General features: G+C 71.3%; 28 protein-coding genes. 17 read left to right on the forward strand and 11 right to left on the reverse strand.

Annotated elements, in window-relative coordinates; all coding sequences use genetic code 11:
- The first annotated feature begins 21 nt into the window (after positions 1-21).
- Together C5H89_RS12105 and C5H89_RS12110 are read left to right on the forward strand one after the other, a co-directional pair.
- The gene (locus C5H89_RS12105; protein ID WP_104107267.1) at positions 22-2,250 is read left to right on the forward strand and encodes a polyribonucleotide nucleotidyltransferase; all 2,229 of its coding nucleotides are present in this window, start codon (positions 22-24) and stop codon (positions 2,248-2,250) included.
- A 98-nt stretch (positions 2,251-2,348) separates the two neighbouring features.
- Positions 2,349-3,623, forward strand: a complete 1,275-nt coding sequence (locus C5H89_RS12110; protein WP_240181829.1) for a pitrilysin family protein — start codon at positions 2,349-2,351, stop codon at positions 3,621-3,623.
- 5 nt (positions 3,624-3,628) lie between these two features.
- Here the strand turns inward: C5H89_RS12110 and C5H89_RS12115 are convergent, their stop codons facing one another.
- From C5H89_RS12115 to C5H89_RS12125, 3 genes are all read right to left on the reverse strand, one after another.
- The gene (locus C5H89_RS12115) at positions 3,629-4,162 is read right to left on the reverse strand and encodes a hypothetical protein (RefSeq protein WP_104107269.1); all 534 of its coding nucleotides are present in this window, start codon (positions 4,160-4,162) and stop codon (positions 3,629-3,631) included.
- Entirely contained in the window at positions 4,159-4,755 is a 597-nt protein-coding gene (locus tag C5H89_RS12120; protein WP_104107270.1) for a transposase, read from the reverse strand. The genes C5H89_RS12115 and C5H89_RS12120 overlap by 4 nt, the downstream gene beginning before the upstream one ends.
- A gap of 83 nt (positions 4,756-4,838) precedes the next feature.
- Positions 4,839-5,354, reverse strand: a complete 516-nt coding sequence (locus C5H89_RS12125; RefSeq protein ID WP_101524087.1) for a class I SAM-dependent methyltransferase — start codon at positions 5,352-5,354, stop codon at positions 4,839-4,841.
- An 82-nt stretch (positions 5,355-5,436) separates the two neighbouring features.
- Here C5H89_RS12125 and dapB point away from each other — a divergent pair, with 82 nt between their 5' ends.
- On the forward strand, positions 5,437-6,207 hold the full coding sequence (dapB, locus tag C5H89_RS12130; RefSeq protein ID WP_104107517.1) for a 4-hydroxy-tetrahydrodipicolinate reductase: 771 nt from the start codon (positions 5,437-5,439) through the stop codon (positions 6,205-6,207).
- Positions 6,208-6,216: 9 nt separating this feature from the next.
- Here dapB and C5H89_RS12135 read toward each other — a convergent pair whose 3' ends face one another.
- From C5H89_RS12135 to C5H89_RS12145, 3 genes are read right to left on the reverse strand one after another with little or no spacing between them, the layout of a single operon-like run.
- A complete protein-coding gene (locus C5H89_RS12135) occupies positions 6,217-6,513 on the reverse strand; it encodes an AzlD domain-containing protein (protein ID WP_104107271.1) in 297 nt (98 codons plus the stop codon).
- Complete coding sequence (locus C5H89_RS12140; RefSeq protein WP_104107272.1) at positions 6,513-7,271, reverse strand: AzlC family ABC transporter permease; 759 nt, start codon at positions 7,269-7,271, stop codon at positions 6,513-6,515. The genes C5H89_RS12135 and C5H89_RS12140 overlap by 1 nt, the downstream gene beginning before the upstream one ends.
- Positions 7,271-7,816 (reverse strand): GNAT family N-acetyltransferase, encoded by a 546-nt coding sequence (locus C5H89_RS12145; RefSeq protein ID WP_104107273.1) that lies wholly within the window; start codon positions 7,814-7,816, stop codon positions 7,271-7,273. Before C5H89_RS12145 ends, C5H89_RS12140 begins: the two co-directional genes overlap by 1 nt.
- A gap of 82 nt (positions 7,817-7,898) precedes the next feature.
- On the opposite strand from C5H89_RS12145, the gene paaA reads away from it, so the two are divergent.
- From paaA to C5H89_RS12170, 5 genes are read left to right on the forward strand one after another with little or no spacing between them, the layout of a single operon-like run.
- Positions 7,899-8,858, forward strand: a complete 960-nt coding sequence (gene paaA / locus C5H89_RS12150) for a 1,2-phenylacetyl-CoA epoxidase subunit PaaA (protein ID WP_104107274.1) — start codon at positions 7,899-7,901, stop codon at positions 8,856-8,858.
- Positions 8,855-9,142 carry a 1,2-phenylacetyl-CoA epoxidase subunit PaaB gene (gene paaB / locus C5H89_RS12155; protein WP_101524093.1) on the forward strand — a complete coding sequence of 96 codons (288 nt, stop codon included), beginning with the start codon at positions 8,855-8,857 and terminating at the stop codon, positions 9,140-9,142. Before paaA ends, paaB begins: the two co-directional genes overlap by 4 nt.
- Positions 9,139-9,891 (forward strand): 1,2-phenylacetyl-CoA epoxidase subunit PaaC, encoded by a 753-nt coding sequence (gene paaC, locus C5H89_RS12160; RefSeq protein WP_240181830.1) that lies wholly within the window; start codon positions 9,139-9,141, stop codon positions 9,889-9,891. The genes paaB and paaC overlap by 4 nt, the downstream gene beginning before the upstream one ends.
- Entirely contained in the window at positions 9,888-10,376 is a 489-nt protein-coding gene (gene paaD, locus C5H89_RS12165) for a 1,2-phenylacetyl-CoA epoxidase subunit PaaD (RefSeq protein WP_240181831.1), read from the forward strand. The genes paaC and paaD overlap by 4 nt, the downstream gene beginning before the upstream one ends.
- Before the next feature lie 10 nt (positions 10,377-10,386).
- Positions 10,387-11,466, forward strand: a complete 1,080-nt coding sequence (locus tag C5H89_RS12170; protein WP_104107277.1) for a 2Fe-2S iron-sulfur cluster-binding protein — start codon at positions 10,387-10,389, stop codon at positions 11,464-11,466.
- Here C5H89_RS12170 and C5H89_RS12175 read toward each other — a convergent pair.
- The gene (locus tag C5H89_RS12175) at positions 11,422-12,237 is read right to left on the reverse strand and encodes a hypothetical protein (protein ID WP_104107278.1); all 816 of its coding nucleotides are present in this window, start codon (positions 12,235-12,237) and stop codon (positions 11,422-11,424) included. The genes C5H89_RS12170 and C5H89_RS12175 overlap by 45 nt on opposite strands.
- 19 nt (positions 12,238-12,256) lie before the next feature.
- Positions 12,257-12,865, reverse strand: coding sequence for a DUF3043 domain-containing protein (locus tag C5H89_RS12180; RefSeq protein WP_104107279.1), 609 nt, complete (start codon positions 12,863-12,865; stop codon positions 12,257-12,259).
- A 147-nt stretch (positions 12,866-13,012) separates the two neighbouring features.
- Between C5H89_RS12180 and C5H89_RS12185 the strand changes: the two genes are divergently transcribed.
- The 6 genes from C5H89_RS12185 to nadA are packed head-to-tail and all read left to right on the forward strand — an operon-like array spanning position 13,013 to position 17,814.
- Positions 13,013-13,783, forward strand: coding sequence for a PspA/IM30 family protein (locus tag C5H89_RS12185; RefSeq protein WP_205305000.1), 771 nt, complete (start codon positions 13,013-13,015; stop codon positions 13,781-13,783).
- Complete coding sequence (locus C5H89_RS12190; protein ID WP_104107281.1) at positions 13,783-14,061, forward strand: hypothetical protein; 279 nt, start codon at positions 13,783-13,785, stop codon at positions 14,059-14,061. Before C5H89_RS12185 ends, C5H89_RS12190 begins: the two co-directional genes overlap by 1 nt.
- A 1-nt stretch (position 14,062) precedes the next feature.
- A complete protein-coding gene (htpX, locus tag C5H89_RS12195) occupies positions 14,063-14,968 on the forward strand; it encodes a zinc metalloprotease HtpX (protein WP_104107282.1) in 906 nt (301 codons plus the stop codon).
- 3 nt (positions 14,969-14,971) lie between these two features.
- A complete protein-coding gene (locus tag C5H89_RS12200; protein WP_104107283.1) occupies positions 14,972-15,547 on the forward strand; it encodes a hypothetical protein in 576 nt (191 codons plus the stop codon).
- Positions 15,544-16,620 (forward strand): HAMP domain-containing sensor histidine kinase, encoded by a 1,077-nt coding sequence (locus C5H89_RS12205; RefSeq protein ID WP_104107284.1) that lies wholly within the window; start codon positions 15,544-15,546, stop codon positions 16,618-16,620. Before C5H89_RS12200 ends, C5H89_RS12205 begins: the two co-directional genes overlap by 4 nt.
- A gap of 9 nt (positions 16,621-16,629) precedes the next feature.
- On the forward strand, positions 16,630-17,814 hold the full coding sequence (gene nadA, locus C5H89_RS12210; RefSeq protein WP_104107285.1) for a quinolinate synthase NadA: 1,185 nt from the start codon (positions 16,630-16,632) through the stop codon (positions 17,812-17,814).
- A 38-nt stretch (positions 17,815-17,852) separates the two neighbouring features.
- On the opposite strand, the gene C5H89_RS12215 is transcribed toward nadA, so the two are convergent.
- Together C5H89_RS12215 and C5H89_RS12220 are read right to left on the reverse strand one after the other, a co-directional pair.
- Positions 17,853-18,452, reverse strand: a complete 600-nt coding sequence (locus C5H89_RS12215; protein WP_104107286.1) for a hypothetical protein — start codon at positions 18,450-18,452, stop codon at positions 17,853-17,855.
- 52 nt (positions 18,453-18,504) lie between these two features.
- Positions 18,505-19,413 (reverse strand): GNAT family N-acetyltransferase, encoded by a 909-nt coding sequence (locus C5H89_RS12220; RefSeq protein ID WP_104107287.1) that lies wholly within the window; start codon positions 19,411-19,413, stop codon positions 18,505-18,507.
- Positions 19,414-19,462: 49 nt separating this feature from the next.
- Between C5H89_RS12220 and C5H89_RS12225 the strand changes: the two genes are divergently transcribed.
- Both C5H89_RS12225 and erpA read left to right on the forward strand, forming a co-directional pair.
- Positions 19,463-20,548: a glycerate kinase gene (locus C5H89_RS12225; protein ID WP_104107288.1), complete on the forward strand. Its 1,086-nt coding sequence runs from the start codon at positions 19,463-19,465 to the stop codon at positions 20,546-20,548.
- A gap of 81 nt (positions 20,549-20,629) precedes the next feature.
- On the forward strand, positions 20,630-20,992 hold the full coding sequence (gene erpA, locus C5H89_RS12230) for an iron-sulfur cluster insertion protein ErpA (protein WP_101524106.1): 363 nt from the start codon (positions 20,630-20,632) through the stop codon (positions 20,990-20,992).
- An 89-nt stretch (positions 20,993-21,081) separates the two neighbouring features.
- Here erpA and C5H89_RS12235 read toward each other — a convergent pair whose 3' ends face one another.
- Positions 21,082-21,324 (reverse strand): hypothetical protein, encoded by a 243-nt coding sequence (locus C5H89_RS12235; protein ID WP_104107289.1) that lies wholly within the window; start codon positions 21,322-21,324, stop codon positions 21,082-21,084.
- A gap of 63 nt (positions 21,325-21,387) precedes the next feature.
- Between C5H89_RS12235 and C5H89_RS12240 the strand changes: the two genes are divergently transcribed.
- Positions 21,388-22,374 carry a carbohydrate kinase family protein gene (locus tag C5H89_RS12240; protein WP_104107290.1) on the forward strand — a complete coding sequence of 329 codons (987 nt, stop codon included), beginning with the start codon at positions 21,388-21,390 and terminating at the stop codon, positions 22,372-22,374.
- Positions 22,375-22,396: the final 22 nt, after the last annotated feature.

Below are 22,396 nucleotides of genomic sequence, written 5' to 3' on the forward strand. Positions count from 1 at the left end.
GAGAAAGGGACCACATACTCCGTGGAACCCATTATTTCTGCAGTCGAGACCGTTCTCGACAACGGCAAGTTCGGCAAGCGCACCGTCAAGTTCGAGACGGGCCTCCTGGCCCGCCAGGCCGCCGGTTCGGTGACCGCCTACCTGGACGACGAGACCATGCTGCTCTCGGCCACCACCGCCTCCAAGCAGCCGAAGGACCACTTCGACTTCTTCCCCCTCACGATCGACGTCGAGGAGCGGATGTACGCCGTGGGCCAGATCCCCGGCTCGTTCTTCCGCAGCGAGGGTCGTCCGGGTGAGGACGCCATCCTCACCTGCCGCCTGATCGACCGGCCGCTGCGCCCGACCTTCAAGAAGGGTCTGCGCAACGAGGTCCAGGTCGTCATCACCGTGCTGGCGCTCGACCCCGACATGCCCTACGACGTGCTGGCGATCAACGCCGCGTCCCTCTCCACCCAGCTCTCCGGCCTGCCGTTCTCCGGCCCGGTCGGCGGCGTGCGCGTCGCGCTGATCGAGGGCCAGTGGGTGGCCTTCCCGAGCCACAGCCAGCTCGAGAACGCTGTCTTCGACATGGTCGTGGCCGGTCGCGTCACCGACACCGGTGACGTCGCCATCATGATGGTCGAGGCCGAGGCCACCGAGGAGGTCCTCTCCCTGGTCTCCGGTGGCGCGCAGGCGCCGACCGAGGAGGTCGTCGCCGAGGGTCTCGACGCGGCCAAGCCGTTCATCAAGCAGCTGTGCGAGGCCCAGGCCGAGCTCGCCAAGGAAGCCGCCAAGCCGGTCCAGGACTTCCCGGTCTTCCTCGACTACGAGGACGACGTGTACGCCGCCGTCGAGGCCGCGGTGAAGAACGAGACCTCCGAGGCGCTCCTCATCGCGGGCAAGCAGGAGCGCGAGGAGCGCCTGGACGCGATCAAGGCCTCCCTGCTCGAGAAGGTCGCTGGCGACTTCGAGGGCCGCGAGAAGGAGATCGGCGCTGCCTTCCGATCGCTGAGCAAGTCGCTCATGCGCGAGCGGGTGCTGCGCGACAAGGTGCGGATGGACGGACGCGGCCTGGCCGACATCCGCCCGCTGCACGCCGAGGTCGGCCTGATCCCTCGCGTCCACGGCTCGTCGCTGTTCGAGCGCGGAGAGACCCAGATCATGGGTGTCACCACTCTCGACATGCTCAAGATGGAGCAGCAGCTGGACACGCTCTCCCCGGAGAAGCACCGCCGCTACATGCACAAGTACGTCTTCCCGCCCTTCTCCACCGGTGAGACCGGCCGCGTCGGCTCCCCGAAGCGTCGCGAGGTCGGGCACGGCGCCCTGGCGCGCCGGGCACTGCTGCCGGTGCTGCCCACCCGCGAGGAGTTCCCCTACGCGATCCGCCAGCTCTCCGAGGCCATGGGCTCCAACGGCTCCACCTCGATGGGCTCGGTCTGCGCCTCGACCCTGTCGCTGCTGCAGGCCGGTGTGCCGCTGAAGGCCTCCGTCGCCGGCATCGCGATGGGCCTCATCTCCGGAGAGGTCGACGGCAAGACCGAGTACGTCGCGCTGACCGACATCCTCGGAGCCGAGGACGCCATGGGTGACATGGACTTCAAGGTCGCCGGCACCCGTGAGTTCGTCACGGCGCTGCAGCTCGACACCAAGCTCGACGGCATCCCCGCCGAGGTGCTCGGCGCGGCACTGAAGCAGGCGCGCGACGCCCGCCACGCGATCCTGGACGTCATGGCCGAGGCCATCGACGCTCCGGAGGAGATGTCGATCCACGCGCCCAGGATCATCACGGTCCGGGTGCCGGTCGACAAGATCGGCGAGGTCATCGGCCCGAAGGGCAAGGTGATCAACCAGATCCAGGACGACACCGGCGCGACGCTCTCCATCGAGGACGACGGCACGGTCTACATCGGTGCGACGAGCGGCGCTGCCGCCGAGGCTGCCAAGGCCGCGGTCAACGCCATCGCCAACCCGACGATGCCGGAGATCGGTGAGCGTTACCTGGGGACGGTCGTGAAGACGACCAACTTCGGTGCGTTCGTCTCGCTCATGCCCGGCAAGGACGGCCTGCTGCACATCAGCAAGCTGCGCGACCTGGCCGGCGGCAAGCGCGTCGACAGCGTCGAGGACATCCTGTCGGTGGGCCAGAAGGTCCAGGTGCAGATCGCCGAGATCGACGACCGCGGCAAGCTCTCGCTGGTCCCCGTGGTCGAGGACGAGGCTGCTGGGTCGGACGCCGACGCCCCCGAGGGGTCCGACTCCGAGTGACCTCCAGAAGTCAGAGGACGACCGGCCAGCAGAATTCTGCTGGCCGGTCGGCCTTTACCCCTGCTGCGCCGACCCAGCCGGTCGGGTCGACCCGCACGTTGCAGACCGTCAAGGACGAGGACGGACAGGTCACCTCCCGGGTGCGTCGTACCCTGCTCCCCGGTGGCCTGCGCGTGGTCACCGAGCAGATGGCAGGCGTGCGCTCGGCGAGCGTCGGCGTCTGGGTGTCGGTGGGCTCCCGGGACGAGTCGCCCACGCTGCACGGCTGCTCGCACTTCCTTGAGCACCTGCTCTTCAAGGGCACGCGCGAGCGTTCCGCGCTGGACATCTCAGTGGCACTAGACGCGGTGGGGGGCGAGTTCAACGCCTTCACGGCCAAGGAGTACACGTGCTTCCACGCGCGGGTGCTGGACGAGGACCTGCCGTTGGCCGTGGACGTCATCGGCGACATGATCACCAGCTCCACCCTCGCCGAGGACGACGTCGAGGCCGAGCGTGAGGTGATCCTGGACGAGATCGCGATGCACGACGACGACCCCGACGACGCGGTGCACAACCTGTTCGCCCAGCAGGCGTGGGGGGACTCTCCGCTGGGCCGCCCGATCGCGGGCACCCAGGCCTCCATCACCGCCCTGACCCGGGCGCAGGTGCTGCGCTTCTACAAGCGTCACTACCGTCCGGCCAACATGGTCGTGACGGTCGCGGGAAACGTGGACCACGCGTCGGCGGTCCGCACGGTGCGGCGGGCCTTCGGGCGCAACAACTTCCTGGTGGGGGACGAGCCTCCGGTGCGGCCCCGCGTCGGGACCGAGGCGCGGAGGGTGTCGGCGGGGGAGTCGCACCTGCGGCGCCCCTTCGAGCAGGTCAACTTGGTGCTGGGCGTCAGGGGCATCACCCGCAACGACCCGCGGCGCTTCGTGCTGGGAGTGCTCAACACCGCCCTGGGTGGCAGCACCTCCTCGCGGCTCTTCCAGGAGGTGCGCGAGCACAAGGGGCTGGCCTACTCGGTGTACTCCTTCGCCAGCCACCACGACGATGCGGGGGTCGTCGGCGTCGCGGTGGGGTGCCTGCCCGCCAAGGTGGACGACGTGCTGGAGACCGTGCGGGGCGAGCTCGCCAAGGTGGCGGCAGAGGGGATCACCGAGGAGGAGCTGGTACGCGGCAAGGGGCAGATGCGCGCCGGTCTCGTCCTCGGTCTCGAGGACAGCGGTGCGCGGATGTCCAGGCTCGGAAAGGCGGAGCTGGTCTACGACGAGCTCCTCAGCATCGACGAGATCCTGGCCCGGATCGATGCCGTGACGCTGGCCGAGGTCAGGGACCTTGCCGCCGAGCTCTTCACCCAGCCGGAGCTGCTGGCGGTCGTCGGTCCCTGATCGGCTCAGGTCAGCAGCATCACGCCTGCGCACGACGCCGCCCAGAGGACGCTGACGAAGGTGCCGATCAGGAACCTCTCGGCGATACCCGGCCGCTCCTGGTGACGGAGCTCCGGGTATCGCCCCAGGCCCTTGAGCGCCAAGGTGATGGCGATCCCCTCCGGCCAGCCGGCGGCGATCGAGACGAAGATGGCCGCCCGCTCCAGGGCGCCGATCCAGGCCCCACCGCGCAGCACCTCGGCGGCACGGCGTACCGAGCCGGTGTCGTCGAGGTCGCGGCCGTCGACCAGGGTGAAGACGGCCGTGGTCACCGGGCCCCCGCCGGCCACGGCCAGCGCCCCGGTGAGCACCACCAGGGCGACGCTCCAGCGTGCGCTCGGGGCCTCGCCGGTCCACAGCGCGGCGAGCAGGGCCGCGGTCGCGAGGAGGACGAGGGTGAGCGCCGCCACCAGCCGACGTCGGCGCACCTGCCAGCCCACGGCCGAGAGCGCCAGCGCGGCGGTCAGCAGCCCCGCGACAGTGGCGGTCGCGGCGCTCACGCGTCCCCTCCGGCGAGCCACTGCCCGGCCCACGCGGCGACCAGCTCGCGGGCCCGGCGACCTTCGACCAGTCCTGCGGCGGCTGCGCGCTGGCTGACGGCCGACTGGCTGACCCCGAGCCGTTCCCCCGCCCCCTCGTAGGAGAGGCCCTGGTCGACGAGGTCGACCACTTGCCACCCCTTCTCGGTACGGCGGTCGAGCACCGCGGCCCACAGCCACAGGGTCGACTCGAGGTGACGGGAGACGACGTCGGCACCGGCCACCCGCAGGTGCCACGGGGCGGTGCGGGCCGTGGTGACGGCCTCGCGGGCGGCCACGAACGCCGGACCACGGCCTTCCCGGGTCGAGGTCGGCAGGGGCGTCTCGACCTGGCCGAGTCCCAGCCCGACGTGCCAGCGGCCGTCGCGCATCAGGTCCTCCAGCACCGGTGCCAGCGACTCGGGGGCGGTCAGGACCCCCTGGATCTCGTCCCCCGCAGTGCGTTGGAAGGCTCGGAAGGTGGGCCGTCGTGCCAACGTGGCCAGCACGTCGGGAACGGCGTCGGCCGACGACCTGCTGGAGCGCTGGTCGGCGGTGAGCACGATGGCCCGCATGGCTACCTCCTCAGAAGGAAAGTATCTGATGAGGTGTCATTATTAGGTGCAAACCTAATATGAGCAAGGTATGAGGCTCTGGCCTAACGACGGCCGATCACGCCGATCACCGGCGGAGCCTTCTGCTCGATGATCGAGACGCGGAACCCGCCGGCGGCCAGCGCCCGGGAGGCCCGCTCCGCGATGGTGGGCACCAGCTCGGGCCGGTTGGCGTCGTAGAACAGGAACACCGCGCCGCCGGGGACCACCCGCTCGTGGAGCAGGGCGATCTCGTCGGGGCAGTCGCGCACCCAGAAGAGGTTCACGTTGAAGGCGAAGACCTTGTTGAGGCGCTTGACCGGGACCCTCAACGTGGCCAGGTCGATCTGGCGGACCGTGAGCCGACCCGACTCCACGTGCTTGGCATTGCGCCGCTTGGTGCGGTCGACGCCGGACTCTGAGCGGTCGATGGCGAAGAGCTTTCCAGACTCGAGCTTGCCGCAGATCAGCTCGGCGCCGGCTCCTGGGCCGCACCCGATCTCCAGGACCTGGTCGCTGGGCTGGACGTCCATCATGTCCACCGCCCAGCGAAGCCGCGGCGGAATCGTCTGCAGAGCCATGGTGGACAGCCTGCCACTACGCGGTCCGGGAGTCAGCCACCGGCACCCGTTCCAGCCTCGCGCGGCTAGATTATGAGCCGTGATCAACGACGTCGAAGCACTCCGTGTCGCAGTCCTGGGAGCCAGAGGCAAGGTCGGGCGGGAGGTGTGCCGTGCCGTCGAGCAGGCCACCGACCTGAGCCTGGTGGCCTCTCTCGACGCCGACGACCCGATCGAGGAGCTGGTCCGGACCGGCGCGCAGGCCGTCGTGGACTTCACCCACCCCGACGTGGTGATGGACAACCTCGGGTTCTGCGTCGAGCACGGCATCCATGCCGTGGTCGGGACCACCGGCTTCGACGACGACAGGCTGGGCACGCTGCGTGACTGGCTCGCGGACTCCCCGGGCACCGGAGTCCTCATCGCCCCCAACTTCTCCATCGGCGCGATCCTGATGATGCGCTTCTCGGCGCTCGCGGCCCCGTTCTTCGACTCCGTGGAGATCGTCGAGCTCCACCACCCCGACAAGGCCGATGCGCCCTCGGGCACGGCCCGCCGTACCGCGGAGCTGATCGCCGCCGCGCGCCGGGCCGCCGGGTCCGACCCCATGCCCGACGCCACCTCGACCGCGCTGCCCGGTGCGCGCGGCGCCGACGTCGACGGGGTGCCGGTGCACGCACTACGCATCCGAGGGCTGGTCGCCCACCAGGAGGTGGTGCTGGGACAGCTGGGGGAGACGCTCACCATCCGGCACGACTCCCTGGACCGCGCCTCCTTCACCCCGGGTGTGCTCGTGGGACTGCGGGCGATCGGTGGGCGTCCCGGCCTGACGGTCGGGCTGGAGCACCTCCTGGACCTGCCCAGCCTGGAATAGCCCGCCGGGTCAGACCATGCGGATCAGGGCGGCGGTGAGCGCCGCTCCGAACACCACCACGAGGAACGGCGCGCGCAGCACCAGGGCGAGGACCGCGAAGGCCAGCCCGCCGGTCCGCGCGTCCAGGACCAGCGTGGAGTCCGACGCGGCCACCTGCACCGCCACCAGGGCGGCGAGCAGAGCCACGGGGATCAGGTCGGCGACCCGCCGTACCGCCGGCCGCTCGAGCACCGCCGCCGGCACCGAGAGGCCCGCCAGCTTCAGCAGGTAGCAGCCGAGGCTGGCCACCAGCACCGCGGTCCACATCAGTCTCGCCCTTCGCCCGCGGGACGGACCGCGTCCCCGGCATCGCCCTCGGTGCCGCGCCCCAGCAGTCCGACCAGCAGGGCGACGCCGCCCGCCGCCAGCACCGGGACCCCCGCAGGGGTCACGGGCACCAGGCCCAGTGCCACCGCGGCCGCCAGGAGTGCCACCACCTGGTGGCGACGCGCGGCCAGGCGCGGCCACAGCAGCGCCAGGAAGGCCGCTCCCACGGCTGCGTCCAGCCCGTAGCGCCGCGGGTCGCCCAGTGCGTTGCCGGCGACCGCCCCCACCAGGGTCGCCAGGTTCCACAGCACCAGCACCGAGACGCCGGTGGTCCAGAAGCCCAGCCGCGCCGCCTCCCGGGACGACCGGGTCACCGACATCGCGCTGGACTCGTCGATCACCACGTGGGCGGCGGCGAAGCGGGTCGCGGGCCCGAGCTGGAGCAGCGGGGCCAGTCGCAGTCCGTACAGCGTGTTGCGGGTGCCCAGGAGCAGGGCGGTGAGCGCGCCGGACCAGCCGGAGGCGCCCGCAGCCACGACCCCGACCAGGGCGAACTGCGACGCCCCGGTGAACATCAGCAGCGACAGGGCCACGGTCTGGGCCACACTCAGCCCGCTGGAGACCGAGATGGCCCCGAACGAGACGCCGTACAGGCCGGTGGCGGCTCCCACGGCCAGCGAGTCACGCACGATCCCGCGCCGCTCGGCGTCCGGGAGCCCGGGCTCCGGACCGGGCGCCGGGACCGGCTCCGAGCCCATCAGTCGATGGCGGTGTGCAGGCGGACCTGCTTGAGGCCGGAGGTCTCGGCGCCGTCGAGGGCGAGCTCCCGGTGTGCCCCGTCGGGGGCCCAGCCGGCCTCGACGAGGAAGCTCCGCAGTGCGTCGTCCCCTGCCGATACCCACGTCACCGCACGGGTGAACCGGTCGGCCACCAGGGTGTCGACCGCGGCCTGCAGCAGCCGTGACCCGTGGCCCTTGCGGCGTTCCTCCGGGTGGAGGGTGATCTCGGCGATCTCGCCGTCGGCGATGGGGTCGCAGTCGGGGTCGGCCGCGGGGGAGGTGAGGGCGAAGCCGACGATGCGGTTGCGCTCGAGCGCGACCAGGACCCGGTTGCGCGCGTCCGCGGGACGGCTCAGCGCCTGGCGCCACACCGGCGCGAGTGCCTCGGCGTCCTGGGGGAGCGCGTCGGGCGGCACGAGACCGTCGTACAGGGCGGGCCAGGCGACGACCTGCAGCTCGGCGATGGCGGCGGCGTCGTCGACCCAGGCGATCCGGACGGAGACGTCTGCGGTGGGGCTGTTCATGGGGCCATCCTGCCTTGTCCTGTCCATTACAGGGACACGTTTGAGTTGCATGCGAGTGTCATACCGGTGTTAGTGTCGTGATGTGGATCACAGGCAGGCGGTCACCCGGGTGCCGGACGACGAGTTCGACCGGCTGCTGGCCGAGGACGGGCGGATCGAGCCGCGGGACGCGATGCCGCAGGGCTATCGCGACACCCTGGTGCGCCAGATCGCCCAGCACGCGCACTCCGAGATCATCGGCATGCAGCCCGAGGCCAACTGGATCAGCCGGGCACCCAGCCTGCGCCGCAAGGCGGTGCTCATCGCGAAGGTGCAGGACGAGGCCGGACACGGTCTCTACCTCTACGCCGCGGCCGAGACGCTCGGGGTCTCCCGCGACGAGCTGCTCGACAAGCTGCACCGGGGTGCGCAGAAGTACTCCTCCATCTTCAACTATCCGACCCTGACCTGGGCCGACGTCGGTGCCATCGGCTGGTTGGTCGATGGCGCCGCCATCGTCAACCAGGTGCCGCTGTGCCGCTGCTCCTACGGCCCGTATGCCCGCGCCATGGTCCGCGTCTGCAAGGAGGAGTCCTTCCACCAGCGGCAGGGCTTCGAGATCCTGCACACCCTCAGTCGGGGCACCCCGGCTCAGCGGGACATGGCCCAGGACGCCGTGGACCGCTACTGGCATCCCAGCCTGATGATGTTCGGACCGCCCGACGACGCCTCGCAGCACTCCGCCCAGTCGTCGGCGTGGGGGATCAAGCGCTTCTCCAACGACGAGCTGCGCCAGCGCTTCGTCGACATGACCGTCCCGCAGGCGCAGGCGCTGGGACTCACGCTGCCCGACCAGGCGCTGAGGTGGAACGAGGAGCGGGGGCACTTCGACTTCTCTCCCGTCGACTTCACCGAGCTCCGCGAGGTGATCGCCGGGCGGGGACCCTGCAACGCACAGCGCCTGGAGCACCGGGTGCGCGCCCACGAGGACGGCGCCTGGGTGCGGGCGGGGGCCGCGGCGTACGCGGCGAAGCAGGCGGCGCGGGATCCCGGTGCCGCATGAGCGCCTGGACCGAGCCGCTGTGGGAGGTCTTCGTGCGCTCCCGGCGCGGGCTGTCCCACGTGCATGCCGGGTCCCTGCACGCCCCGGACGCCGAGATGGCGCTGCGCAACGCCCGCGACGTCTACACCCGTCGCCAGGAGGGGGTGTCGGTCTGGGTGGTCCCGTCCGCGGCCATCACCGCGAGCAGCCCGCAGGAGAAGGACTCCTTCTTCGACCCCGCCGCGGACAAGGTCTACCGGCACCCGACCTTCTACGACGTGCCGGAGGGGGTCGAGCACCTGTGAACCCAGCGTTGGCGCGCTACGTGCTGGGCCTGGCCGATGACGCGCTGGTCTCCAGCCAGCGCCTGGCCTGGTGGCTCAGCCGCGCCCCCCAGCTGGAGGAGGACGTCGCCCTGGCCAACATCGCCCTGGACCAGCTCGGACAGGCACGCTCCCTGCTGTCGTACGCCGCAGGGCTCACCGGCCGAGCGGGGGGAGAGGACGAGCTGGCCTACCTGCGGGAGGAGCGCGAGTTCCGCAACGTCTGCCTGGTGGAGCGTGCTCAGACGGACTTCGGGGTGACGATGGTCCGCCTGTTGTGCCTCTCCACCTGGCAGCACGTGCTCTACGCCGAGCTGGCGCGAGGATCCGACCACATGCTCGCCGCCATCGCGGCCAAGGCCGTCAAGGAGGTCGCCTACCACCGGGACCACGCGCAGCACTGGGTGGTGCGGCTGGGCGATGGGACCGCGGAGTCCCACCGGCGCATGCAGGCGGCGCTCGCGGCCGAGTGGCCCTGGGTGCACGAGCTCTTCGACGACTCCTGGCTGGACCCCGGGCTGGCCGCGACAGGGACGGTGCTGGCCCCCTCCACCCTGCGCGAGCAGGTCAGTGCCGAGATCGAAGCCGTGGTCGACACGGCGACCCTGACGCTGCCCACGGACCCCGACGCGGTCTCCCGGGGCCGCCACGGCCTGCACACCGAGCAGATGGGCTTCCTCCTCGCCGAGATGCAGCACCTCGCCCGCTCCCACCCGGGGGCGACGTGGTGAGCGGCCCGGCCACGGGACGAGGCTCGCGGGCCTGGGCGCTGGCCTCGACGGTGGAGGATCCCGAGCTGCCCGTGGTGACCATCGAGGACCTGGGCATCCTGCGCGACGTCACCGAGGACGACCAGGGGCGGGTCCACGTCCAGATCACCCCGACCTACTCCGGCTGCCCGGCGATGGAGTCCATCCGCGAGGACCTGATCGAGGTGCTGAGCCGCTCCGGCTACCGCCGGATCTGCGTGGAGCTCGTGCTGGCGCCCGCCTGGACCACCGACTGGATGACCGACGAGGGGCGCCGCAAGCTCGCCGAGCACGGCATAGCCCCGCCGGCCCCGCGGGGGCCGGTCCTCGTCCCGGTGTCGGTGCGCTGCCCCGTCTGCGGGAGCCTGGAGACCCGGGAGTCCAGCCGGTTCGGGTCCACGGCGTGCAAGTCCCTGTGGGTGTGCGTCTCCTGCGGCGAGCCGTTCGACCACTTCAAGGCCCTGTGAAGGCTCTGTGATGGCTCGTCCGCACGCGACCGCGCACCCGCTGACCGTGGCCCGGGTCGACCCCCTCACCGACGAGGCTGTGGCGATCACCTTCGAGGTGCCTGACGACCTGGTGGACGACTACACCTTCTCCGCAGGACAGCACCTGACGGTCCTCGGCCCCGACGAGGTGCGTCGCTCCTTCTCGCTGTGCGCCGCACCGTCCAGCGGGATGCTGCGGATCGGCGTCAAGCGCCTGCCCGGTGGTGCCTTCAGCGACAAGGTGGTCAGCACCTTGCGTCCCGGTGACGTGCTCGAGGTGATGACGCCCGAGGGGCGCTTCGTGGCAGCCCCGGACCCCGCGCGGCGCGCCTCGTACGTCGCGATCGCCGCAGGCTCGGGCATCACCCCGGTGCTCTCCATCGTGACCGCGCTGCTGGAGGGGGAGCCCGGCTCCACCGTGACCCTGCTGTACGCGAACCGGACCGCGGCGTCGGCGATGTTCCTCGACGAGGTCCACGACCTCAAGGACGCCCACCCCACCCGGTTCCAGGTGCTGCACGTGCTCTCCCGGGAGGCCCGGGACGCCACGCTGCTGTCGGGCCGGCTCGATGCGGCCAGGCTCGCGCAGCTGCTCTCGGCGTTCGTCGACTCCGCCGAGGTCGACGACTGGTTCCTGTGCGGCCCGCAGCCGATGATGACCGAGCTGCGCGCCCTGCTGGTGGCCCGCGGCACGGGACGGGTGCACGTGGAGCTCTTCCATGCCACCGCGCCCCGGGACGGCGAGTCGGTGCCTGAGAGGAGCCTGACCCAGGTCGCCACCCCGGACGGGTCGGCGCGGGTGGTGGCGCACCTCGACGGGCGCGCCAGCGAGGTCGACCTGCGCCCCGACGGTGCCTCTGTCCTGGACGCGATGGCGACCGTGCGCGGCGACCTGCCCTTCGCGTGCAAGGGCGGGGTGTGCGGCACCTGCCGCGCCAAGGTGGTCCAGGGGACGGTCGCGATGGACCTCAACTACGCCCTGGAGCCCGAGGAGGTCGCGGACGGCTACGTGCTGACCTGCCAGTCACACCCGACGGCTCCCCGCGTGGTCCTGGACTACGACGCCTGACCCGCCGACCGCCAGCAGCAGCCCCACGACGATGCCGGGCCACCACCCCGGCCGCACGCCGTCGCCCAGCAGGGCCAGCCCGACCAGTGCCGGGACGAACGTCTGGGCGGTGATCAGGGGTGCGGTCGCGGCGGACACCGCACCGCGCTCCATGGCCGCGGAGTACAACCAGAAGGCCAGCAGGCCCAGCGCGGGGACCAGCACGGCGGCGAGCACCATGGGCGGCTCGATCGGCCACCCGACGCCGCGCACGGCGATGGCCGAGCCGGCGTACCCCAGGCCTGCCAGCCAGCCCAGCATCGCGCCGCTGCCGCTGCCGCTGCCCCCCAGCCGGCCCGACAGCACCAGCAGGCACGTGGCCAGTGCCAGGATGCCGGAGAACCACCAGTTGGTGACCACGTCCCCGGGCGGGCCGGAGGAGTAGGCCAGCAGCAGCAGGCCTGCGGTGATGGCCGCCACGCCCGCCCAGGCCCGCCGCCCCAGGCCCTCGGAGAGCCGGCGCGAGGCGAGCGCCGTCACCGGGAGCGACAGCGAGATCGTCGCCTGCGCGAGGTAGAGGGGGAGCAGCCAGATGGAGACCGCGTGCAGGACGAAGCCGAGGAGGTAGGCCACGACCACGGCCAGCAGCAGCGGGTCGCGGATCCCCGCGCTGACGAAGGCGCCGAGTCCGTCGGCGGCCGTGGTGCCCCGCCGTACGGCGTGGGCCTGGACGACGGCGGAGACGCCGAAGAGGGCTGCAGCCAGCACCCCGGCGACCAGCCCCCACGTCATCAGCGGATCCACGTCGCGATCAGCGGTAGCGCTCGGGCAGCGCCTGGCCGATCTTGACCTGGGTCTTGGGCAGCCGCATGAACCGGATCTGCAGGGCCCGCATGATCGCGTAGTACGTCGTCCCCTTGGTCGGCTCGCCGGGGAAGCGGGCCGCCAGCTCTCGGCGCAGCCTGAAGCGCAGGAAGACGGCGTCGAGCACGATCAGCATCAAGGCCCCGAAGAGGAGGGTGTTGCCGATGCTGACCAGGTACGGGCGGCCGGACCAGCCGAGGATCAAGGTCACCAGCATCACCGGCAGCATCAGCTCCATGAACGAGAAGCGGGCGTCCACGAAGTCGCGGATGAAGCGCCGCATCGGGCCCCGGTCGCGGGCCGGGAGGTGACGGTCGTCGCCGGACTTCATCGCGGTGCGCACGTTCTGGCTGGACTCGGCGCGAGCCGCGCGCTGGGCCGCAGCCAGCTCCTTGCGGGTGCGCGGCACCTTGGCCCTGGCCCGGGCGGCCGCCTCGGCCTCCTTGCGGGTGGGCGTGGGGCGACCCTTGGCACCGGGCCTCTCGGCTGCCGCAGTGGTCTGCGGGACCGGCTCCGAGGTGGTGGACGGGGAGTCGGACTTGCTGCGACGGAACAACGCGGGGGCCTTCGGACGAAGCGGCGGGTGAACGCGCAAAGCCTACCTTCTCCGGGCAGGTCGACTCTTGTCTCGCCCCGCTTGGGGTTTGGTCATAGGGTGAGTTGCACAGCACACGACCAGCACACAAGGGAGGGGCCCGCCCCGATGAGTCTCATGAAGCGCATCAGCCTGATCTTCCACTCGAAGGCGAACTCGGCGCTGGACCGGGCGGAGGACCCCCGACAGACGCTCGACTACAGCTACCAGCGCCAGCTCGAGCTGCTCTCCAAGGTGCGCCGCGGCGTGGCTGACGTGGCCACGAGCCGCAAGCGCGTGGAGCTCCAGGTCAACCAGCTCGAGCAGCAGGCCAACAAGCTGACCGCGCAGGCCCAGAAGGCCATCGAGATGGGTCGTGAGGACCTTGCTCGCGAGGCCCTCACCCGCAAGTCCGGGCTCGCGACCCAGATCAACGACCTCAAGACCCAGCACGCCAACCTCCAGGGCGAGGAGGAGAAGCTCACCCTCGCGCAGCAGCGGCTGCAGGCCAAGGTCGAGTCGTTCCGCACCCGCAAGGAGACCATCAAGGCCACCTACACCGCGGCGGAGGCGCAGACCCGCATCGGCGAGGCGATGTCGGGCATCGGCGAGGAGATGGGCGACGTCGGCCTGGCCATCCAGCGGGCCGAGGACAAGACTGCCCAGCTGCAGGCCCGGGCCGGCGCCATCGACGAGCTGATCAGCTCCGGCGCCCTCGACGACGTCTCGCAGGTCGGCGGTAGCGACGACATCAGCCGCGAGCTGGACGCGATGAGCTCGCAGTCCGACGTGGAGACCGAGCTGGCCCGCCTCAAGGCGGGCAAGAGCCCCGAGGCGATCGAGTCCGGCGACATCCTGGGCCAGGAGCCGCGCCGCACCACCACGGAGGGACAGGCCTGATGATCGTTCGCATCCTCGGTGAGGGGCAGTACGACGTGGCGGACGAGCACCTGGAGCAGCTCAACCAGCTCGACTCCGCCCTGGAGACCGCCGTAGAGGCGCTCGACGAGGTCGCCTTCGCCCAGACGCTCCAGGCGCTGCTGGCCGGTGTGCGGGAGGTCGGCGTCCTGCACCCGGCTGACAGCCTTGACGAGTCAGACCTGATCCTGCCCATGGATGACGCGACGCTGGACGAGGTCAAGGGCATGCTCAGCGACGACGGACTCATCCCAGGCTGACATGGCCCACTCGCGCTTCATCAAGGACAACGGGCTGGTCGCTCGCATGGGCCTGGTCATGTTCCTGCTGGGCGCGCTGCTGGTGGGCCTCGTGGTCGTGCTGATCTACCTGTTCCCGAACTTCGCGGTGCTCATCGCTCTCGGCGGCATCGGCATCGCGTTCTACCAGTGGTGGAGCTCGGACAAGGTGGCGATGCGCGCCATGAGGGCCCGCGAGGTCACCCCGGAGCAGGCGCCCGAGCTGCACGGGATGATCGACCGACTGTGCGCCATGGCGGACATGCCCAAGCCTCGGGTCGGGATCGCCGACCTGGACATCCCGAACGCCTTCGCCACGGGACGCTCACCCCAGCGGTCGGTGGTCTGCGTGACCACCGGGATCCTGGGCAAGCTGAACGCCGAGGAGCTCGAAGGGGTGCTGGCCCACGAGCTCTCCCACGTCGCGCACCGTGACGTGCTGGTCATGACCGTCGCCTCGTCGGCCGGCATCGTGGCGGGCATGATGACCAGGGGCGCCCAGTTCGGCGGCCTGACCCGCAACCGCAACAACGGGGGAGCGGCCGCTGGCTTCGCCATCGCCCTGGTCGTCAGCCTGGTCGTCTACGCGGTCAGCTTCCTGCTGATGAGGCTGCTCTCGCGCTATCGCGAGATGGCGGCGGACCGCGCGGGGGCCTACCTGACCATGAAGCCGGCGGCGCTCGCCTCGGCGCTGCAGAAGATCACCGGGGAGATGTCGGCGATCCCGCAGCGCGACCTCCGGGGCGCCCAGGCGATGAACGCCTTCTTCATCGCCCCCGCCGTCAGCGGTGCCTCCCTCAAGACTCTCACCGCGACCCACCCGTCGTTGGAGCAGCGTCTCGAGCAGCTCGCCCGGATCCAGGCCGAGCTCGGCCGCCCGATGGGCTGAGCCGTGGGACTGTGGGATGCGGTGCTGGGCCGGACCAGACCGAAGGCCCCGGACCTCGACGCGCTGTTCCTGGTGCCCAGCGCCTCCATGACGCTCCAGACAGCCGCCGGGTTCGAGCCCACCGGCACCGGATCGGTGTGCTACCGCGCCACCGCGGGGGCAGCCTTCGCCCAGACTCAGCGCGAGGTCGTCGAGCTGCTGGAGGCCGACCCCCAGGCCCCGGCGGTCCGCACCACCCAGGACTCCTACGGCTACACCTGGCTGGTCGTGGACGGCCAGCCGGACGACCTGGCAGGGCTGTGCACCGGACTGCACGCGGTCAACTCCAGCCTGGAGGCCCAGGGCTTCGGCGGCGGCTTGCTGTGCACCATGGTGCCGTTCGCGGACGCCACGGGCCGAAGCGTCGGGCTGGTCTACCTCTACAAGCAGGGCACGTTCTACCCCTTCGCCCCCGTGCCGGGTGAGCACCGCCGGGACAACCTCCTCGAGATCCAGCTGCGCGACCAGCTCGCGGGCGAGCTGCCGATGGAGAAAGACCTCCAGAGGTGGCTCGCCGTGTGGGATGCTCCGGGACTGTGACCAGCCCCACCGATGCCCGGCTCCATGACCTCGAGACCGCCGGCGCCCTGACCCCGGCGCCACGACCTCGGCTCGACGCGCTCACCGGCCTGGCGGCCCGTCTCGCGGGCGTGCGAGCCGTCGCCGTCGACGTCGCCTCGGCCCAGGGCTGGGCCACCCTGTCCGGGCCGCCCCAGGACCAGCGGCCCGGCATGCACGTGGTCGCGGAGCTTCCGCTGGTCTCGGACGGTGCGCAGCTGGGGGTCCTCCGCGTGCTCGACGCGGCGCCCCGAGAGATCGACGAGGGCGTGGTCCACGACCTCTCCGTGCTGGCCGACGGCGTGGTGGGCGCCCTGGAGTCCGAGGCGCTCGCCCACCAGGCCTTCGAGGCACGGGAGGCGGCGGCACGGTCGCAGGAGCAGCTCACGCAGGTGCTGGGCAAGGTCGCCCACGACCTCAACAACCCGCTGGCGGCCGTGGCGATGTCGCTGGAGATCGCCCGCGACCAGGTGGACGAGGGCTCCCAGGCACTCCTGGCCTCGCTGCTGGACCGCGCCGGCAGCAGCGCGCTGCGGATGAAGCGGATGACCGCAGACCTGCTCTCCTACGCCCAGGAGCCGGTGGCAGGGGTGACCGACCTCCAAGCTGAGGTGGAGCGGACGCTCGGTGATCTCGAGGACGTGCTGGCCGGTCAGGTGCGGGTCTCGGGAACCCTGCCGACGGTCGTGGGAGACCCCGGGGGCCTCCGGGTGGTGCTGGTGTCCCTGATCGAGAACGCTCGCAAGTTCACCCACGACGGCGTCGAGCCCGAGGTGGAGATCTCGGCCGAGGACCTGGGCGGCCAGTGGCGGATCAGCGTCCTCGACAACGCTCGTGGCATCCCGGCCGATGAGTGCGAGCGGATCTTCGACCCGATGGTGCGCCTGGACAAGAAGGTCCCCGGGCTCGGGCTGGGCCTCTCCACCGCCCTGCGCATCGTGACGGCGGCAGGGGGCCGGATGGGGGCAGCGCCGCGTCCCGGCGGAGGCAGCGAGGTCTGGTTCACCTTGCCAGCAGCCGGGCGACCCGCGGGGACCGTGATCGTCGCGGACTAGGATCCAGGTATGACGACGATCGACCTCCCCCTCCTTCCGCTGGGCAAGGGGCGCGACCTCGGAGCTGAGCGCGGGGTCGAGTGCCCCGGCGACCTGCCGGCGGCCTCGGACCCGGACCTGGTGGCCCGCGCGGCCGCAGCCAAGGCGGCTCTGGGGGACCGGGTCTTCGTGCTGGGCCACCACTACCAGCGCGACGAGGTGATCGCGTTCGCTGACGTCACCGGCGACAGCTTCAAGCTGGCCCGGGACGCGGCCGCCCGACCCGCAGCCGAGTTCATCGTCTTCTGCGGCGTCCACTTCATGGCCGAGTCCGCCGACATCCTCACCTCCGACTCCCAGAAGGTGATCCTCCCCGACCTCGCCGCCGGCTGCTCCATGGCGGACATGGCGCGGCTCGCCCAGGTCGAGGATGCCTGGGACGCGATGGCCGACGCCGGCATCCAGGACAGCGTCGTGCCGGTGACCTACATGAACTCCTCCGCCGACATCAAGGCGTTCTGCGGACGCAACGGCGGGGTCGTGTGCACCTCCTCCAACGCCGACGTCGCGCTCGAGTGGGCGTTCGACCAGCGGCCAGATGCTCCCGGCAGCGCCAAGGTGCTGTTCCTCCCCGATCAGCACCTGGGTCGCAACACCGCCGTGCTGAAGATGGGGTTCTCGCTGGGGGACTGCGTGGTGTGGGACCCGCTCCTGCCGGGCGGAGGGCTCACGCCGGACCAGCTGCGCGACGCGCGCGTCATCCTGTGGCGTGGTCACTGCTCGGTGCACGGGCGGTTCACCGAGGAGGTCGTCGACGAGCTGCGCGCCAAGCACCCCGGCATCAACGTGCTGGTGCACCCGGAGTGCCGCCACGAGGTCGTGCTGAAGGCCGACCTGGTGGGCTCCACCGAGTTCATCATCAAGACCATCGAGGCGGCGGCGCCCGGCTCCACCTGGGCCATCGGCACGGAGCTGAACCTGGTCAAGCGCCTTGCCGACGCCCACCCGGACAAGAACATCGTCTTCCTCGATCGCAACGTGTGCTTCTGCTCCACGATGAACCGGATCGACCTGCCCCACCTGGTCTGGGCGCTGGAGTCACTGGTGGCCGGCGACGTCGTCAACCAGATCGACGTCGACGACGAGACCGAGGAGTGGGCTCGCGTCGCGCTGCAGCGGATGCTGGATCTGCCGGGGAGATCGCACCGCGACTGAGGGGGCCGAGCCAGCAGGGTGCCGGGGCGGGCCGGCTCTCAGTCGCAGTTGTCGCAGATCCCCGTCGAGGGCAGCACCATGAAGCACCTGGGGCAGACCGGCGCGGCCACCGGCTCGGGCTTGCGGGCGGCGGGGCGGGCCGGCGACGTCTTCGCGGCGCGCGGCGACGAGCTGGTCCGGCTGGCGCGAGCGGTCGCCGGCCGCTGGGGCGGGAGAGCCGGCTGGCCCCCATCGGGCGGCAGCTCGGCCCCGTGGGTGCGATAGCACTCGAGCCGCTCCTGGGCCGCGTGCTGCTCCACGTCGGTGACCACGTCGCCCCGGACGGCGGCGACCGTGTCGGCGTACCAGTCGCTCATCCGGCCGTCGGGCCCGACGCACAGCGACCCGAGCAGCGGCTCGCGTCGACGCACGCAGTCCTTGGCGACGCGGTAGAGCACGTCGCCGACCCACTGGCTCGCCGGCTGGCGGTTCCTGATCCGGGTCCGCTGCTGCACGGCTTCGCCGAGCTCGGCGACGCCGATCACCGCGTGGTACTCCCGAGCCACGTCTGCGAGCACGTGCCGGGCAGCGAGCGCCCAGGTCTCGCGGACGGTCTCTGTGTCGAGCGTGCGGGCCTCGATCCAGGGAACGTCGTTCACCCCACGAATCTAACGTGCGCCCGGCGGGGCGCAGGCAGTGGCCTCGTCCCGCTCAGAGCAGGGCGCCGTGGTGCAGGTACGGCGTCGGGGGCTTCAGGCCTCGAAGGCCGAGGTAGCCCCGGGTGCTCAGGGACAGCCCGGCCGCCATGCCCACGTCCACCGCCCACTGGTTGGCGGCGGTGACGTGCGAGAGGGTCGTCTCCGGCGTCGGGCAGGACAGGAAGGTGTGCCAGAGCAGCCTGGTGGCGGTACGGCGGCTGGAGGCGGCGAGCACGGCCACCTGCCCCGCCTCGTCGGTGTAGACGTAGCCCCGCCCGCTGCTGCGGTCGAGCACCTGGAGGTGGTGGGTCTCGCGCAGGAACTCGTGATCGCGTCCGTGCGCGGCGCCCCGTGCGGACCGGTCCAGGGAGTCCATCCACTCCTGGTCTCCAGAGGTGCCGCCTCGCACGTGGCTGATCTCCGGGGCCTGGCTGAGGTCGAGGGATCCGCTGAGCGTCATCTGGGGATGCAGGTCGAAGCCGGCCGCCTTGTAGCGTCGCGCGGCGCGCGGATCCACCGAGGCTGAGAGCATCCCCCTGAGGCACCCGCGGGAGTGCGTCAGCGCAGCCTCCAGCAGGGCCTTGCCGATGCCTCGTCCCTGGCGGTCGCTGGCCACGGCGTAGGAGGCCAGGAACCACGTGCTCTCGCGTCGGAAGGACGTCGCGAACCCGGCCATCGCGTGGTTCTCCTCCGCGACCCAGCAGCCGGCCGGGTCGTCCTCGACGAACCGCAGGGTGCGCTGCACCCAGAGACGGGCACGCTGCGGCGAGCGCAGCCGGGGGGCGGGGGAGTCCAACGTGGCCAGCGAGCCCTCCAGCTCGACCAGGGTGTGGGCGAAGAGACGCTCCGCCACGGGCACGTCGTCGGGGCGCATCGGTCGCACCACGACGTCCAACGGTGGGGTCGTGCGGGGGAGGCCCATGGGCACGCATCGTATGGGTGCTGGGACGTGGAGGGGGCAGGATGTGCCCATGCGAGTGCTGATCGCCCCTGACAAGTTCGCCGGAACCCTGACCGCGGTGCAGGCGGCCGAGGCGATCGCCGCGGGCTGGGCGCGGCACGCGCCGGGTGACGAGCTGGACCTGGCGCCGATGGCCGACGGAGGTCCGGGGTTCGTGGACGTCCTTCACGCCTCCCTCGGCGGCGAGCTGCTGGCAGCCTCGGTCTCGGGGCCCTTCGGCGAGCAGGTCCCGGCCTCGATCCTGCTCGTCGACGGTGTCGCCCACCTCGAGTCGGCGCAGGCGTGCGGGCTGCACCTGGTCGGCGGCGGGGATCCCGAGGTGGCCTCGACCCTCGGGGTCGGTGAGCTGGTGGTCGCGGCGCTCGAGGCCGGGGCGCGCCGGATCGTGGTGGGCCTGGGCGGGTCGGGCACGACGGACGGCGGGGCGGGGCTCCTCGCGGCGCTGGGCGCCACCGCGGATCGACCGCTGGACCAGGGACCCCGAGGTCTGACCGGCATCACCCGAGTCGACCTGAGCCGGCCCCGGGAGGCGCTGGATGGGGTGGAGCTGGTGCTGGCCAGCGACGTGGACAACCCGCTCACCGGGCTGTTCGGGGCGGTCAAGACCTACGGGCCCCAGAAGGGCGTCGCCGAGGACCGGATGCCGGCCCTGGACGCGGCCCTGGAGCGGTACGCCGAGGTGTGCGACCGGCGGCTCTCGCTGGAGCCCGGAGCCGGTGCCGCGGGAGGGCTCGGCTACGCCCTGCTGCTGCTGGGCGGCAGCCGCGAGCCGGGCATCTCGTTGGTCGCCCGGGCGGTCGACCTCCCAGGACGCGCCCGGCGCGCGGACCTGGTGCTGACGGGCGAGGGCGCCTTCGACTTCTCCAGCAGGGCCGGGAAGGTGCCCTACGGGGTGGCCGAGATCGCCGCGCAGGCGCTGCGCCCGTGTGTGGCACTGGCGGGTCAGGTGCTCGTCGGGGCCCGGGAGATGCGCGCGCTCGGGATCGAGTCGGCGTACTCGGTCGTCGACCTGATCGGGGAGGACAGGGCGTTCGGCGCTCCGGGCGAGGCCCTCGCGGAGCTGGCCGAGCGCGTGGCCCGCACCTGGTCGTCCTGAGCTGGCGGCCCTGTGGAATAACCGGGTCTGTGAGAGCATTGGGGTCGGTAACAACCGCGACCTATCCCCACGGGAGATCACATGACCGAGCAGGTCGAGACCACCGAAGAGCGACGCACCGACCAGATCAACCTGAGCCCCGTTGCCGCCGCCAAGGTCAAGAGTCTCCTCGAGCAGGAGGGTCGCACGGACCTGGCGCTGCGGATCTCGGTGCAGCCCGGCGGCTGCTCCGGTCTGAGGTACCAGCTCTTCTTCGACGAGCGCACCCTGGACGGCGACGTGACCACCGACTTCGATGACGTCACCGTCGTCGTCGACCGGATGAGCGTGCCCTACCTCAACGGCGCGATGATCGACTTCGTCGACTCCATCGAGAAGCAGGGCTTCACGATCGACAACCCCAACGCGACCGGCTCCTGCGCGTGCGGCGACTCGTTCCACTGAGTCGGCGTTCCACCGAGTCACCCGTGACGTGACAGAAGCCCCCGCCGAGCAGGCGGGGGCTTCTTCATGTCCGGCGTACGGACACGGGGTCAGTCCAGGTGCAGGTGCATCGCGTTGGCGATCCGGGCCGCTGCCGCGCTGACCTGGATCTCCCTCTTGGGCACCTCGCGGGGATAGTCCGCGAAGTGGATGCTCGGTGCCGGCCGGACTGCTGCCCTGGCCACTCCTTCCAGGCGGAGGGAGGACACCACCCGGCGCGCGTCGGCACTCATCTCGGTGGGTGTCGAGAGCTCGTCGTAGGGAAGGTGTGAACCTGGTCTGGAAGCGGTCATGGCCCGACGCTAAGGGTTACCGATTGGTACTTGTACCCGAACTCGCTAGTAGTGTGCCCAGACATGTCGCTGCTCATCGCGGGATCCGTCGCCACTGACCACCTGATGTCCTTCCGGGGGCACTTCTCCGACTCCTTGGTGGTGGACCAGCTCGACAAGCTGTCGGTCTCCTTCCTGGTCGATGACCTGGAGGTGCGGCGCGGGGGAGTCGCGGCCAACATCTGCTTCGGGCTGGGGAACCTGGGGTTGACCCCGGTGCTGGTCGGCGCGGTGGGTGAGGACTTCGCCGAGTACCGCGCCTGGCTGGAGCGGCACCGGGTGGACTGTGACTCCGTCCGGGTGTCCCAGACCCGCCACACCGCCCGCTTCGTGTGCACCAACGACAGCTCGATGGCGCAGATCGCCTCGTTCTACCCCGGCGCGATGAGCGAGTCCCGGGAGATCGAGCTCAAGCCGATCGTGGACCGGGTGGGGGAGCCGGACTACGTGCTGGTCGGGCCGGACGACCCCGACGGGATGCTGCGCCACACCGACGAGTGCCGGCAGCGCGGCTACCGTTTCGTCGCCGACCCCTCCCAGCAGCTGGCCTTCGGGGACGGCGTCCTGATCCGGCAGCTGATCGAGGGCGCGCACATCCTGTTCTCCAACGAGTACGAGGCCTCGCTCATCATGCAGAAGACGGGGTGGAGCGAGGCGGAGGTGCTGTCCCGGGTCGGGACCTGGATCGTGACCCTGGGTGCCCGCGGGGTGCGCGTGCAGGCCGAAGGCGTCGAGACCATCACCGTCAGCGCCGTGCCGGACGTGGTGCCGCTCGAGCCGACCGGTGTCGGCGACGCGTTCCGTGCCGGGTTCCTCGCCGCCCTCACCTGGGGGCTGGGCCACGAGCGGGCCGCGCAGCTGGGCTGCCTGCTCGCCGTGCACGTGGTGGAGCGGGTCGGCACCCAGGAGTACGTCCTGTCCGGCGAGGCCTTCCTGGCACGCTGCGAGAAGGCCTACGGCGTCGAGGCCGCCGCGGACATCGCCCCGCACCTGCGCACCCTGCATCCCTGAGGGCACCCCGGGCGTACCAGCC

Source organism: Nocardioides sp. 616, from assembly GCF_002930065.1.
Taxonomy (GTDB): Bacteria; Actinomycetota; Actinomycetes; order Propionibacteriales; family Nocardioidaceae; genus Nocardioides; species Nocardioides houyundeii.

Coding starts and splice junctions, on each gene's coding strand:
- C5H89_RS12125 (WP_101524087.1), bottom strand. CDS start 5,354: ATGGCTCTGCAGACGATTCCGCCGCGGCTTCGCTGGGCGGTGGACATG.
- nadA (WP_104107285.1), top strand. CDS start 16,630: ATGACGACGATCGACCTCCCCCTCCTTCCGCTGGGCAAGGGGCGCGAC.
- C5H89_RS12175 (WP_104107278.1), bottom strand. CDS start 12,237: ATGACGTGGGGGCTGGTCGCCGGGGTGCTGGCTGCAGCCCTCTTCGGC.
- C5H89_RS12185 (WP_205305000.1), top strand. CDS start 13,013: ATGAGTCTCATGAAGCGCATCAGCCTGATCTTCCACTCGAAGGCGAAC.
- C5H89_RS12240 (WP_104107290.1), top strand. CDS start 21,388: ATGTCGCTGCTCATCGCGGGATCCGTCGCCACTGACCACCTGATGTCC.
- htpX (WP_104107282.1), top strand. CDS start 14,063: ATGGCCCACTCGCGCTTCATCAAGGACAACGGGCTGGTCGCTCGCATG.
- C5H89_RS12170 (WP_104107277.1), top strand. CDS start 10,387: ATGGCTCGTCCGCACGCGACCGCGCACCCGCTGACCGTGGCCCGGGTC.
- C5H89_RS12135 (WP_104107271.1), bottom strand. CDS start 6,513: ATGTGGACCGCGGTGCTGGTGGCCAGCCTCGGCTGCTACCTGCTGAAG.
- C5H89_RS12225 (WP_104107288.1), top strand. CDS start 19,463: ATGCGAGTGCTGATCGCCCCTGACAAGTTCGCCGGAACCCTGACCGCG.
- C5H89_RS12220 (WP_104107287.1), bottom strand. CDS start 19,413: ATGGGCCTCCCCCGCACGACCCCACCGTTGGACGTCGTGGTGCGACCG.
- C5H89_RS12140 (WP_104107272.1), bottom strand. CDS start 7,271: ATGGGCTCGGAGCCGGTCCCGGCGCCCGGTCCGGAGCCCGGGCTCCCG.
- paaB (WP_101524093.1), top strand. CDS start 8,855: ATGAGCGCCTGGACCGAGCCGCTGTGGGAGGTCTTCGTGCGCTCCCGG.
- erpA (WP_101524106.1), top strand. CDS start 20,630: ATGACCGAGCAGGTCGAGACCACCGAAGAGCGACGCACCGACCAGATC.
- C5H89_RS12190 (WP_104107281.1), top strand. CDS start 13,783: ATGATCGTTCGCATCCTCGGTGAGGGGCAGTACGACGTGGCGGACGAG.
- C5H89_RS12120 (WP_104107270.1), bottom strand. CDS start 4,755: ATGCGGGCCATCGTGCTCACCGCCGACCAGCGCTCCAGCAGGTCGTCG.
- C5H89_RS12145 (WP_104107273.1), bottom strand. CDS start 7,816: ATGAACAGCCCCACCGCAGACGTCTCCGTCCGGATCGCCTGGGTCGAC.
- C5H89_RS12235 (WP_104107289.1), bottom strand. CDS start 21,324: ATGACCGCTTCCAGACCAGGTTCACACCTTCCCTACGACGAGCTCTCG.